This window comes from Desulforhopalus sp. IMCC35007 (assembly GCF_005116575.1).
In the GTDB taxonomy this organism is placed as follows: Bacteria; Desulfobacterota; Desulfobulbia; order Desulfobulbales; family Desulfocapsaceae; genus Desulforhopalus_A.
In genome coordinates, this window is the sequence record NZ_SWCN01000029.1 from 1 (window position 1) to 12,507 (window position 12,507).

The following is a 12,507-nucleotide window of genomic DNA, read 5'->3' on the forward strand; positions in this document are numbered from 1 at the left end:
GCGTCTTAACATTGGCTGTAAAGCAGATTCAGGAACTGGGAGCATTTTGTGAGAAGACTATCCAAATATTCTTTGCAACGTTAATGGACACAGCACTTGATTCAGTAGGCATCGCAAAAAGTGAATTGAGAGTGCCTGAAACTTAATCCCGAAAGTTGAGTTAAGGGTGTTTCATTTTCTGAGGAACTTCACAGCCGATCAGTTTTGCCTGCCGGATAAAAAAGTCATCTGTCATTCCCGAAATAAAATCTCTGACCCTTTCTTCTGGGGTGTAGGTCGAGCTCGGCGATGACGGGATGTCCAGCATGATGTCCACATCATCCGGTAATGTTTTTTGCTCTGTTGTAAGACAGGTCAGGTAGTGGTCAAAAAGTGCCTTGTAGCAGTTGGCAATGAGAGGCGTTTGGGTCTTTGTTTCTGGCGCCAGATAGATTTTTTGGTAATTGAAACGCTTTAATCTGAGCAGAATCTCTGAAGTTCCTGCACTAAAGCCCACAAACGGACGTTTCCCTGAAATCTCACTGTTTTCAATAATGTCGGTAACAAGACTATAGACAATGTTGCCGTTGGTGTTACCGAGCTTTTTGCTACATTCTTTAGGAATATCTTCTCTTGTAATAAGCCCGAGTATAATGGCGTCTTCAATGTCTCTGCCGATGTAGGCTATGGTATCGGCCATGCGGACAACGCAGGCTTCCAGGGTCCCTGGAGAGAGTGAGAGTTTTGGGTCTTTTGATTTATTTTTCAATTTTTCTTCAAAAGCATCAAAAGAGACAAGGGGAACATGCTCGACATGTTGAAAGTGTACCTCACCATCATGGCAGAGAATGCCGTCGAGTACCTGGAGGCTGAGGTTCCAGCCACGGCCTTTACGCTCGAGTCTATCGAGAAATCGAACCGACTGGATATTATGCTGGAAGGCGGGGAGGCCATGGTCAATGCAGATATCTGCGAGGAACTTTTCACCATCATGGCCAAAGGGCGGGTGGCCGATATCGTGGCCAAGGGCGATGGCCTCAATCAGATCTTCGTTAAGCTGCAGGAATCTGCCGATAGTTCTTGCCACCCGGGCCACAAGCTGTACGTGGAGGACTCGGTGGGTGATATGATCGTTTTCGATAAGTGAAAAGACCTGGGTTTTATCTATGTAACGACTGTAGGCACGGGAGTGAAGAATACGGTCTGCATCAAGGGCGAAGTTTTGGCGATAGCCGGTTACCGTTTCTTCTTTTCTTCTTCTGCAGTTCCTGGAAAATGTTGCAAGTGGATTGAGTCTGTTTTCCTCGTTTTCGTTGAGTTTGTTGAGGCGCTGCAAAAGGTTGTCTGGAGGTTCTATTTTTTTCATTATTTAATACGTTGAGTTGATATCCATTACTAAAATGCCTACTGTCATCAGACACACAATGTACCTGAAACCCTTAATATATGCATGGTGGCGGCTACGGGTAATGAGGTCTGAACAAAAAAATCTGCCCCATGAAAGTGAGATACGACAATGAAAGTTACAATAGAATATTGCACTAAGTGAAACTACGAGCCAAGAGCCTCCAGTTTGGGGGCGCTGCTGAAAGAAAAATATACTGCCAACGTGGAACTTATCCCTTCAGAGGGTGGAGTCTTTGAGGTTGTTGTAGACAATAACCTTATTTACTCCAAAAAAGCGCTGAACCGCTTCCCAGAGGATGGGGAGGTAGAGGGTATTATTGGTAACGGATAAACAGATTGGTTATCTGTTACAATACGTCAGGAATCATCCTGCATTTCCCCACAACTGGAGATGCAGGAGTTGCAGCTGTCACTGGTTTTGCCACTTTTACAGTATTCGGCAAAACCTTTGATCATCACATCACCACCCCTTGGGCAAATTTGCATAAATTCAGTGAAATTGATCATTCTTTCAATGATTTCAGGAGGTGCTGTGTGTTCAATTTTACAGGCACCTTCCTCTGCCGTTGACTGGTTTATGGCAAGGACCTCAATGAAAAATCGCTTGAGGGCTTCATGGCGAAAGATAACGTCCTCGGCGACCTCTTTACCTTTCTCTGTTAAGGTGATAGCCTCATAGGGTGCGTAGTGTATGAGCTCTTTTTTGGAGAGTGCGCGGAGGGCTTCGGTGACTGAGGCGCGACTTACTTTGAGGCGAGCGGCGATTTCCTTACTCCTGGCCACGAGCTTTTCTTCTATAATATGATAGATAGCCTCTATGTAATCTTCCAGGCTGGCACTGAGGTCTGTTTTTTCTTTCATGTTGGACTTTTGTGCATTAAAGGATACAAAGAATGGACGGACGGCGAGTTGTCTGGTCGCGATTCGGCCTCGGGAATCTCTGATAAATTACAGTCCTTTTGCATTGGAGTCAAGCGGGGACTTTTTTTATAACTTTCGGCGAAAGAACTGATGCTTTGTGAACTAAGAGTTAAAAATCTTGCTTTGATTGAAACGCTGGAATTGAGTTTTGAACAAAATTCTAGCGGCGGTCTGGTGGTGATGACCGGTGAAACCGGTGCGGGTAAATCTATAATGCTCCGAGCTATTCACTTGCTCTCCGGAGGCAGGACCTCATCGGACTGGATTCGCAGTGGGGAGGAGAATTGTGAGGTTGAGGCATTGTTTGAAATAAGACCTGAACACACGGAACTCCTTGATAAACTCGATGAAGGAGGCTTTGGCCGGGAACATTCTCTTGTTATCAAGCGAATCCTTAATGTGGCCGGAAGAAGCAGGTTTTATGTGAATGGATCATTTGCAACGGCCAAAACGGTGTCAGCCTTAACCGAGGAACTGCTCAATGTGGCCAGTCAGCACGACCATCAACAGCTGTTGCAGGCGAGCCTTCATCTTGATTACCTTGATACCATTGGTGACCATCTGGAGGAACGCGCTCATTTAAAAGGGCAGTACCAGAAATGGCAGGAAAAAAAGGCGAGTCTGGAAGGGTTGAAGGTAAAAGAACGGGAAAAAGAACAGCGACAGGATTTTTTACGGTTTCAGGTGGCTGAGATCCGTGACGCAGGTCTTATGGAAGGTGAAGATGAAGAGCTTCTTGCTGAAAAGAAGCGTCTTAAAAATGCTCAAGCCCTTATCAATCTCAGTCAAGCGAGCTATAAGCTTCTCTCCTACGATCTAATGGACGGCTTGACTCAGCTCAGACAAAACGTCAGTCAGCTGGCAGAACTTGATCCCGGGGTGGTCAAACTTGCCGAAGAGATCAGTGGTTTTACCTTTATGGCAGAAGACTATGTGGCGGAGTTGCGTGCATATAAAGACTCTCTTGAGACGGACCCCTATCGCCTTGACCAGGTGAACGAACGTCTTAATCTGCTCCAGCAGTTAAAAAGAAAATTTGGGGAGACCATCGGCCAGATTCTTGAGTTTGCTGAGAGTGGAGAGGTCGAACTGAAGCAGCTGGAAAACATGGAAAAAGAGATAGCAGCCCTTGAGGCTGAAGTCCTCTCCCTTGAAAAAACGATGTGTGCCATGGCTGCAGCACTTTCCGCCAAACGACGGGCTACTGCCCAAAAGCTTGAGAAAGCAATGGAAAAGGAGCTGACCTCCCTTGCTTTTGACAGGCCCCGTTTTACTGTGCATTGGACAGACGTTGAGCAGACTTCCGGGATGATGCGCGCTACCGGCTGGGATCGAGGAGAGTTTTATTTCTCGGCTAACCTTGGTGAGTCACCGAAACCCCTTGCCAAAATCGCCTCGGGGGGAGAACTCTCCAGATTGATGCTGGCAATGAAGTGTCTGCTGGCCAAAAAAGATATGGTAGAGACCGTTATCTTTGATGAAGTTGATTCCGGAATCGGGGGTGAGGCCGCAGAGGCGGTTTCCCGGAAGATTCAGGAACTGGCAACGCACCATCAGGTGTTTTGTATTACCCACTTGCCGCAGATTGCTGCAAGAGGACATCTGCATTTCCAGGTTGCAAAAGGAGTGCAGGAAGGACGGACCCAGACCAGGGTGTTCAGGTTATCCAGTGACCAGCGGGTGGCAGAAATTGTTCGCATGCTGGCGGGTGATTCGGCAACTGAGCAGACCCAGGCCTGGGCCAAAGATTTACTCGCGAAAGGAGTTGAAGTCTGTTGAAAAATATAAAAGCGCTCGCCCTGTTTTCAGGTGGGCTTGATTCTATCCTGGCCACCCGTGTCGTGATGGCTCAGGGTGTTGAAGTGTTGGCTGTACAGTTTGTAACCCCCTTTTTTAATTATGACATTCTCGCCGATGTTGACGCTCATAAAGCGTTGATGCTTAAAAAATATGGGATTTGCGTCCAGGTAGAAGATATCAGTCAGGGCTACTTAAGGCTGCTGCACAACCCGGAGCATGGTTTTGGCAAGAATTTCAATCCCTGCATCGACTGTAAGATAATGATGTTCAAAAGAGCAAAAGCCATGCTCGATGAATGCGGAGCCTCTTTTCTTATCTCGGGTGAAGTGCTCGGACAGCGTCCCATGTCACAGCGCCGGGATACGATGAATGTGATTGAGCGGGATTCCGAGACCAAGTCTCTTTTGCTTCGGCCACTGTGTGCGCAACTTATGAAAGAAACAGAGCCAGAGCTAAGAGGTTGGGTGGATCGGAGCAAGCTGCTTAGAATGAGCGGGCGGGGCCGTTCTGCTCAGATTGCTCTTGCAAAAGAATTTGGTATTCGCGACTATCCCACCCCGGCGGGTGGCTGTATTCTTGCTGATCCGATACTCAGTAGACGCATCAAGCAGCTCTACTCGGACCAGTCGATTTTAGAAGCCGCCCAGGTCTCTGTGTTGGATGTGCGTGGTTTGCTGGTTGGGAGGCAACTGCTTCTTCCAGGTGGCGGATGGTTGATTCTGGGGCGTGATGCACAGGACAATGAGCGGCTGGAAAGACTTGTTCAGGCCGGAGATGCGATGTTGCGTATGGAAGACTGGCCGGGGCCTACGGCGGTGTTAAAGAAAGTTGACCAGTATGCAGATGAGGCGGCAAGACAAAGAGATCTTGCTATTGCTGCATCTCTAGTGGTGCGATATGGAAGAAAATTGCCGGAGCATATGACAACCAGAGAAGTCACCTGTGTGAGCGCCTCTGGCACGAGTGTTATGGTGACGGAACCCATGCAGGGTGATGCCTACAGGGATTGGGTCTTGCAGTAAATGCTGTTTGTTTTGGGGTGCATGTCTGCATCATTGACCCGGTAAACTTTAAGAAAAAACCTGATCCACCGCTTCCTGATAGGTCTCCAGAGTACGGCTTTTTAGAATTTTCTTGAGCAGTTTTTCTTTCCCGGTGAAAAAATAAATCAAACGGGCCCAGAGCTGCTTCAGGCGGCCGAGAATATGGCTTGCGCCAGAGAGTCTTATCTTATAGCGGTCGAGGAGTTCCTCGTGGAATTTTTGCAGCCGCACCTTCTTTTCTGTATCGGTGTCTGTGCAAATACCTTTAATCTCTTCAGCGATGAGAGGGTTGCCAAGTGCCCCTCTGCCCAGCATCCAGCGGTTTATTTCTGGTAAGGTCTGGTTCAGCTCGTTGTAGGTGGCCAGATCGTTTACATCCCCGTTATAGGTGAGAGTATGCGGGCTGAGCCTCAGACACTGGCGAAAGCCTGAGGGTGAGGTTGTACCTTTGTAGAGTTGTTTGCCAAGGCGTGCATGGATAATGATTTCTTTCAAAGGAAAGTCGGCAAGTCGTGGGAGCAGGTGTTCTATCTCGGACTGGTCGAAGTATCCAAGTCTTGTCTTGATGGACAGTTCAATTTCCAGCTGAGGCATGACTTTTTCCAGGAGATTGATAATTTCGTCGGGGTAGGGGAGCAGACCCGAGCCTCTCTTTTTCTTGGCAATCATGGGTGCCGGACAGCCAAGATTCCAGTTGATGTGGGTGTAGCCAATATCTGTGAGTCTTTTGGCGAGCAGGAGAAAGTGATCCGGGTGGGTGTTGAGCAGCTGGGGGATGATTGTTACCCCGCGATTGTTTTCGGGCAACACATCACTGAGCATTTTGTCATCGTAGGCGGAGGCTCCCTGGGGGTTGATAAATGGCGCTACTGCGGCGTCGAACCCTTTGAAATGTTTAAAAAGAACCTCTCTGAAGAGGGCATCGGTGAGGCCGCGTAAGGGGGCCAGATAAATATAAGGTGATAGGGATTCTGTCTGCATATTGGTTGAAATGGCAATGCCGGTTGAACGAATGTGGTCTGGTATCCTTTGGGGTTTCTGGTTATAGTAGTTATGTTGTGGTGCGTCAATGGTTACTCTGCTTTGGAAACGTCGAGAGAAAAACTGGTATAAAAGTTACTGTGCAACAGAGTTGATTTAATATGGGATTTCTCCTCAGTGCAAATTATTCACCTCACCTGCTCGACGCTCTTGTGAGAGTGGGGCTGAGAACGGCGCAGCCACTCTACCTGGTAGGCGGGACGGTACGGGACTATCTGCTTGAAAGAATCTCAAATGATCTGGATATTACCGTTGCAAACGACCCATATCGTTGTGCAGCGTTTTTGTGTGAAGAGCTCGGCACCGGCACTATTGTTGCTCTGGCAGAAGGGGATGAACCTGCGGTCAGGGTTGTGGCGGATGGGGAGCAGGTGGACTTTTCTTCTTATCGTGGTGGCGCTGTAAGCATTGAAGAAGATTTACATCTGAGAGATTTTACTGTAAATGCCATGGCAGCAGATCTTGCAGGGCTTGTTATAAAAAATGAACTTTCCCTCATCGATCCAACAGGAGGCCGGGCTGATCTGCAAAAGGGTGTCGTCAGATCTCTTCCCCGTGCCTTTGTTGACGATCCTGTGCGACTCATCCGTGGATACCGGCTCTGTGCCGTCTTTGGCTTTGAGCTGGAGAAACAGACCAGAATGGATGTGACCCGCTGTGCAAGTGGTATCACCTCGGTTGCAGTGGAGAGAATCTGTCATGAGTTACAGGCTATTTTCCAGTCCTCCAGAACATCGCAGACCCTGGAACTGATGGCCGAAGATGGGCTGCTGCCACTGTTATTGCCGGAACTCTATGCAGGCGACGGGGTGGAACAGCCCGAGTTTCATCATCTTGACGTACTGGGCCACAGTTTTCTCGCGTTAAAGATGATGGAGAAAATTATAGCTGCACCCGAGAATTATTACCCTGCCCACGGGCAACTGTTCCTTGAATATCTTGACAATCCTCAGGTGGTCAGAGGGCTGAAGTGGGCGGCTCTCATGCACGATGTGGGAAAGCCCAAAACCAGAGCTGTTCGAGAGGATAAAGATGGCAGAGTGACCTTTTATGGTCATGATGAATCCGGGAAAAAGATCTTTCAATCATATGCCAGAAAATCGAAGTGGAGCCACGTGGATACCGAGCTTGTCGGTGACTTGATCGGCATGCATATGCACCCCTTTCATCTGTGTAATGTTCAAAGGAGTGAAGAACTGTCTCCAAGAGCGGCCCTGAAACTGAGTCAGCGGGCGGGAGAAAAGCTCGCAGGCCTGTTTCTTCTTGCCATGGCAGACAGTCTGGCCAGTGAAGGAGAGAAAAAGCCACAGCAAATGGAAGAGGAACTGTCTCACCTCTTTGCTGAGGTTCAGAAAATATACATTGAAACCATTGAGCCGGTTGTAAAGGGGCCAAAGCTTATCACAGGCAACGATCTTATTGTGGAATTTGGACTGACCCCAGGCCCACTTTTTGGCCGCATCATGAGTGAGCTGGAAATAGCCCGGGTGGATGGCAGCGTGAACGATAAAGCGGGCGCTCTTCAATGGATTAAAGAGTTTCTTCAGTCTGAAGGTGATCGTCAGATACGGGAATAACCCGCTGGCAGGTCGATCCCGGTTTTCGTCTTGTCAAAGAAAAATAAATGGACTAAAACGTGCGTAAAATAAACGACTACTATTCGAAAAAAGCAAAAAAAGAAAATTACCCGGCCCGCTCCGTATATAAGATTGAAGAGGTTCAGCAGAAGTATAAGTTCTTGAAATATGGGGATAGCGTGCTGGATCTGGGATGTTACCCCGGGAGCTGGTCTCTGTTTGCCTCCGAGGTGATTGGGCCAAGAGGGATCGTCGTAGGGGTGGATCTTCAGCAGGCGGATAAGAGCCCAAGGCAAAATGGTGCCCCGATTCACTGGCTCTGTCAGGATATCATGGAACCGGAACTGCTGGTGGCTGTACGGAAATTCAGGCCGGCATTCAAAGTTCTTGTCTCCGATCTGGCGCCAAAGACAACCGGGAGCAAGTGGGCGGATGCCCAGCAGTCACTCAATCTTGTCCGACATACACTGTCTCTTACTGAAGAACTGCTACTGAATAACGGGCATTATCTCTGTAAGGTGTTCCAGGGTGAAGATTTCCCTCAATTTGTTGAAGATGTGAAAAAGCGGTTCACAATGGTCAAGGTCTTAAAACCGAAAAGTTCGCGGGTAGAGAGTCGTGAAGTCTTTCTGTTGGGAATGGAGTTCAAAAAACGTTGTTAGTTGGTTACAAAAGTAGAAAATTTGTTACATGAATAATAAATAAAAATGGGTGTGATATATGTCAGGACATTCTAAGTGGTCAACAATTAAGAGAAAAAAAGGCGCTATCGATGCAAAGCGCGGGAAAGTTTTTACCCGTCTGATCAAGGAAATAACCGTGGCCGCAAGGAGCGGTGGTGGTGATCCCGAAGGGAATCCGCGTCTACGCTCTGCCATTGCCACGGCCAAATCTGAGAATATGCCAAAGGACAATATCACCAGGGCGATCAAAAAAGGTACCGGTGAAATTGCAGGCGAAGTGTACGATGAAATTATGTATGAGGGCTACGGCCCCGGCGGTGTAGCAGTTCTCGTGGAGTGTCTGACCGATAACCGTAACCGAACCGTTGCGGATGTCCGTCACTATTTCTCCAAAAATAACGGTAACCTTGGAGAAACAGGTTGTGTTGGCTGGATGTTTGATAAAAAAGGTCTTTTTCTGGTAGGTAAAGAAGGAATTACCGAAGAAGAGCTTATGGATATGGCGCTGGAAGCTGGCGCCGAAGACGTCGTTGAAGAGGAAAGCGAGTTCCAGATTTTTTCCGCACCGGAAGACTTTAATGATGTTCGGGAAGCACTGGAAGGAGCGGGTGTCGTTGTGCTGGAGGCCAATATTTCCATGGTTCCGCAAAATACGGTCGAAGTGACGGATGAAAAGATCGGCAAATCCCTGATGAAGCTGATGGACAGTCTGGAGGATCATGATGATGTGCAAAATGTCTATGCAAATTTTGATATTGATGATGATCTGATGGAATTGTTGTCTCAGTAGGATTTGAGTGGAGCGGATTTTAGGTATAGATCCAGGGAGCCGGGTCACAGGTTATGGCGTTATCGAGGCGGATAGAGGGCGCTTATATTTTGTTGCCTGCGGGGTGGTGAAGACCACTGTTAAATACCCGCTCAACTTCAGGCTGAACGAGATTTTTGATGGTATAAATGAAGTGATCCAGGTTCATAACCCTGTCGTTACTGCTGTGGAAGATGTTTTTTTGGCGGACAACCCCCGCTCTGCCTTAAAACTTGGTCAAGCCCGTGGGGCTGCAATTGTTGCTGCCATGCAAAACGGTATGCAGGTCTTTGACTACACCCCGCGGACGATCAAGCAGGCGGTAAGCGGCTATGGGCAGGCGGAAAAAGGCCAGATGCAGCACATGGTCCGGATGTTACTGAACCTCTCCGGCACCCCGAGTTCCGATGCATCCGATGCCCTTGCAGTGGCTATTTGTCACGCCAATCAACTCAACCTCTGAATCAATATGATTGCCACCCTGAGCGGAAAAGTTCTGTATAAAACAACCGATCGTGCCGTGATTGATGTCGGGGGTGTCGGCTATGAGACGATCGTCACCACGGATGCCATTGCCCGGATGCCAGAAAAAAATGAGCAGGTCTTTCTTTTTATTCACACCAATGTGAGGGAGGATGCCATTACCCTCTATGGATTTCTGGAAGAAGAGGAAAAGGAGCTTTTTCTCATACTGAAAACGGTATCCGGTATCGGTCCAAAGCTTGCCTTGTCAATATTGTCCGGGTTGAAGGTCGCCGATATCTGTCAGGCCATCAGTGCGGGAGATATAAAGCGGTTGACCACTCTTCCGGGGGTGGGGAAGAGAACTGCCGAGCGTATCTGTGTCGATCTCAAGGAAAAAGTGGGACACCTGGCCTATGGTGGAGGAGCCGTGGGCATTACCGCTCCGGTAACTCTTCAGGGTGGCTCTGAGGTCTCCGATGCACTTTCAGCTTTATCAAACCTTGGTTATCCTGATAGTGTGGCTCAATCAGCACTTTCAGCAGTGAAAAAGCAGGTTGGTGACGAAGAATTTGCAAAACTCAAGGTTGAAGATCTTATTCGTCTGGCACTGAGGTCACTTGCATGAATATTGAAGAAGATATTAGCGCAGAAAGCAGACTTGTAAGTCCCGAAATTCAGGCTCGAGAGCCGGGCAACGACAATTCGCTGAGGCCGAAGAGTCTTGATGAGTATATCGGTCAGGAGCAGGTTAGAAGAAGTCTCTCCATCTTTATCCAGGCGGCCCGCGGTCGCGGCGAGCCCCTTGATCATGTTCTTTTTCATGGTTTCCCTGGTCTTGGCAAGACAACGTTGTCTTATATTATCGCCAGTGAGATGGGGGCAGGGATTAAGGTAACCTCTGGGCCTGTTATCGAAAAACAGGGAGATCTGGCCGCTATTCTCACCAGTCTGCAGGAGGGTGATGTCCTTTTTATTGATGAAATCCATCGCCTGAATCATGCCGTGGAAGAAGTGCTCTATCCCGCCATGGAGGATTACCAGCTCGATCTTATCATCGGCCAGGGGCCAGGAGCCCGCTCCGTGAAGATGGATCTGCCCCGTTTCACCCTTGTTGGGGCTACAACCCGGACAGGTTTGTTGACACCGCCTCTGCGGGATCGATTTGGTGTCATACTGCGGCTCGAATTTTATTCAGCGGAAGAGCTTGTTACGATTGTCCAGCGTTCAGGCAGAATTTTAGGCATGCAGATAGACGACAGTGGTGCCCTGGAATTGGGGCGGCGTTCCAGAGGAACTCCTCGGATTGCTAATCGTCTGCTGAGGAGGGTGAGGGATTTTGCCGAGGTTGCAGGTAACAAAATTATCAACAAGAAGGTCGCCGACGATGCTCTGAACATGCTTGGTGTTGATCAATTTGGTCTCGATGACATGGACCGGCGGATCATGTTGACCATCATAGACAAGTTTGAAGGCGGGCCCATTGGACTTGAGACCCTGGCAACGGTAGTCTGCGAAGAAAAAAACACCCTTGAAGATGTGTACGAACCGTTTCTCATTCAATCAGGCTTTATAAAGCGAACGCCACGCGGCAGGGTGGCAACAGCGGTGGCCTATGAACATTTTAAACGGAAAGTGCCCCGTCGGGCTGCAGTTCAGCAGTCACTTTTTGATGAGTGAACAAGCGATTGAAAGGTTTTCTTATGGTCGGCAAGTTTTAGAGAATTGTCAAAGGAAGTTGTTTTCACAGTATTGAGTGAAAAGACTAAACCTGAATTTCTAAGATCCATTTTAGGTATGCGAGGAGCTCATGCGTAAATCACTTGCGGAAATCAGATCAATGAAGAGCAGGGGGGAGAAGATTGCCATGTTGACCGCCTATGATGCGTCAATGGCTCGTCTTCTTTCCGGGTGTGATGTTGATATGCTTCTTGTTGGAGATTCTCTTGGCATGGTCATGCTCGGTTATGACTCAACTGTTCCCGTTACCATGGATGAGATGATTCATCATGCAAAAGCGGTTCGCCGTGGTGCGCCGGAGAGTTTTATCGTGGGGGATCTGCCCTACGGTTCATATCAGACCGGTGTGCGGGATGCGATTAACAATGGCCTGCGATTTTTAAAAGAAGCCGATTGTGATGCGATCAAACTCGAAGGCGGCCTGAATGTCTGCGGTATCGTGGAGGCTCTGGTAGGTGCGGGGATTCCCGTCATGGCCCATATTGGCCTTACCCCCCAGACGGCAAGTCAGCTTGGAGGCTATAAAGTACAAGGCAAAGGGATTGAAGACGCCAGGAGACTTTTGGCAGAAGCAAAGGCCCTTGAAGCAGCTGGAGCCTTTAGTATTATTTTAGAATGTGTCCCTGACACCCTCGCCAAGGTTATCAGTGCTTCCCTGACCATGCCGACAGTTGGCATTGGGGCTGGCGTCCATTGTGACGGGCAGGTGCTGGTAACCCATGATTTACTTGGAATGTTTGAGAAGTTTACGCCAAAATTTGTGAAAAAGTTTGCCGATCTCTCGCCGCTCATTAAAGAATCGATTCGCACATATGGACAAGAGGTGAAGAAGGGAAGCTATCCGGGTATAGAGCATAGCTTTACCAGTCAGACAGATTACAATACCTTGCTTGACTAGAACGGCTGCAGAAGCGCATATATCCAAAATAAGAGTAATAGAGACCAACCGGGCGAACTGAAACCACTCAGTTCGCCTTAGTGCTTTTCAGGACTCATTCCTTCGCCCCACTTTACACCATCCTTTTGCCCCACTTTGCACCATCCCT

The 12,507-nt window shown here is 48.5% G+C and carries 12 protein-coding genes and 1 pseudogene; 10 read left to right on the plus strand and 3 right to left on the minus strand.

All coding sequences use genetic code 11. From position 1 onward, the window contains the following. Positions 1 to 160: 160 nt before the first annotated feature. Entirely contained in the window at positions 161 to 1,345 is a 1,185-nt protein-coding gene (locus FCL48_RS21560) for a deoxyguanosinetriphosphate triphosphohydrolase family protein (RefSeq protein ID WP_136875566.1), read from the minus strand. A gap of 195 nt (positions 1,346 to 1,540) precedes the next feature. Here FCL48_RS21560 and FCL48_RS21565 point away from each other — a divergent pair. Then, positions 1,541 to 1,717: pseudogene (locus FCL48_RS21565) on the plus strand (Rdx family protein); the annotation flags it as partial. 26 nt (positions 1,718 to 1,743) lie between these two features. Here the strand turns inward: FCL48_RS21565 and FCL48_RS21570 are convergent. Further along, positions 1,744 to 2,247 carry a metal-dependent transcriptional regulator gene (locus tag FCL48_RS21570; protein WP_136875570.1) on the minus strand — a complete coding sequence of 168 codons (504 nt, stop codon included), beginning with the start codon at positions 2,245 to 2,247 and terminating at the stop codon, positions 1,744 to 1,746. Between the two features lie 150 nt (positions 2,248 to 2,397). Here FCL48_RS21570 and recN point away from each other — a divergent pair, with 150 nt between their 5' ends. Next, positions 2,398 to 4,086, plus strand: a complete 1,689-nt coding sequence (gene recN, locus FCL48_RS21575) for a DNA repair protein RecN (protein WP_136875572.1) — start codon at positions 2,398 to 2,400, stop codon at positions 4,084 to 4,086. Continuing rightward, on the plus strand, positions 4,083 to 5,129 hold the full coding sequence (locus FCL48_RS21580) for a thiamine biosynthesis protein (RefSeq protein ID WP_136875575.1): 1,047 nt from the start codon (positions 4,083 to 4,085) through the stop codon (positions 5,127 to 5,129). Before recN ends, FCL48_RS21580 begins: the two co-directional genes overlap by 4 nt. Before the next feature lie 48 nt (positions 5,130 to 5,177). Here FCL48_RS21580 and FCL48_RS21585 read toward each other — a convergent pair whose 3' ends face one another. Then, positions 5,178 to 6,131 carry a tRNA-dihydrouridine synthase family protein gene (locus FCL48_RS21585; RefSeq protein WP_136875577.1) on the minus strand — a complete coding sequence of 318 codons (954 nt, stop codon included), beginning with the start codon at positions 6,129 to 6,131 and terminating at the stop codon, positions 5,178 to 5,180. A gap of 161 nt (positions 6,132 to 6,292) precedes the next feature. On the opposite strand from FCL48_RS21585, the gene FCL48_RS21590 reads away from it, so the two are divergent. The 7 genes from FCL48_RS21590 (at position 6,293) to panB (ending at position 12,359) form a co-directional block, all read left to right on the plus strand. Further along, positions 6,293 to 7,768 carry a CCA tRNA nucleotidyltransferase gene (locus FCL48_RS21590; RefSeq protein ID WP_136875579.1) on the plus strand — a complete coding sequence of 492 codons (1,476 nt, stop codon included), beginning with the start codon at positions 6,293 to 6,295 and terminating at the stop codon, positions 7,766 to 7,768. 59 nt (positions 7,769 to 7,827) lie between these two features. Then, positions 7,828 to 8,430 carry an RlmE family RNA methyltransferase gene (locus tag FCL48_RS21595; protein ID WP_136875581.1) on the plus strand — a complete coding sequence of 201 codons (603 nt, stop codon included), beginning with the start codon at positions 7,828 to 7,830 and terminating at the stop codon, positions 8,428 to 8,430. 58 nt (positions 8,431 to 8,488) lie between these two features. Next, on the plus strand, positions 8,489 to 9,241 hold the full coding sequence (locus FCL48_RS21600) for a YebC/PmpR family DNA-binding transcriptional regulator (protein ID WP_136875583.1): 753 nt from the start codon (positions 8,489 to 8,491) through the stop codon (positions 9,239 to 9,241). Positions 9,242 to 9,248: 7 nt separating this feature from the next. Further along, positions 9,249 to 9,722, plus strand: a complete 474-nt coding sequence (gene ruvC / locus FCL48_RS21605; protein ID WP_136875585.1) for a crossover junction endodeoxyribonuclease RuvC — start codon at positions 9,249 to 9,251, stop codon at positions 9,720 to 9,722. Positions 9,723 to 9,728: 6 nt separating this feature from the next. Continuing rightward, entirely contained in the window at positions 9,729 to 10,349 is a 621-nt protein-coding gene (ruvA, locus tag FCL48_RS21610) for a Holliday junction branch migration protein RuvA (RefSeq protein WP_136875586.1), read from the plus strand. Then, entirely contained in the window at positions 10,346 to 11,401 is a 1,056-nt protein-coding gene (ruvB, locus tag FCL48_RS21615) for a Holliday junction branch migration DNA helicase RuvB (protein WP_136875588.1), read from the plus strand. The genes ruvA and ruvB overlap by 4 nt, the downstream gene beginning before the upstream one ends. A 130-nt stretch (positions 11,402 to 11,531) precedes the next feature. Further along, positions 11,532 to 12,359: a 3-methyl-2-oxobutanoate hydroxymethyltransferase gene (panB, locus tag FCL48_RS21620; RefSeq protein WP_136875590.1), complete on the plus strand. Its 828-nt coding sequence runs from the start codon at positions 11,532 to 11,534 to the stop codon at positions 12,357 to 12,359. Positions 12,360 to 12,507: the final 148 nt, after the last annotated feature.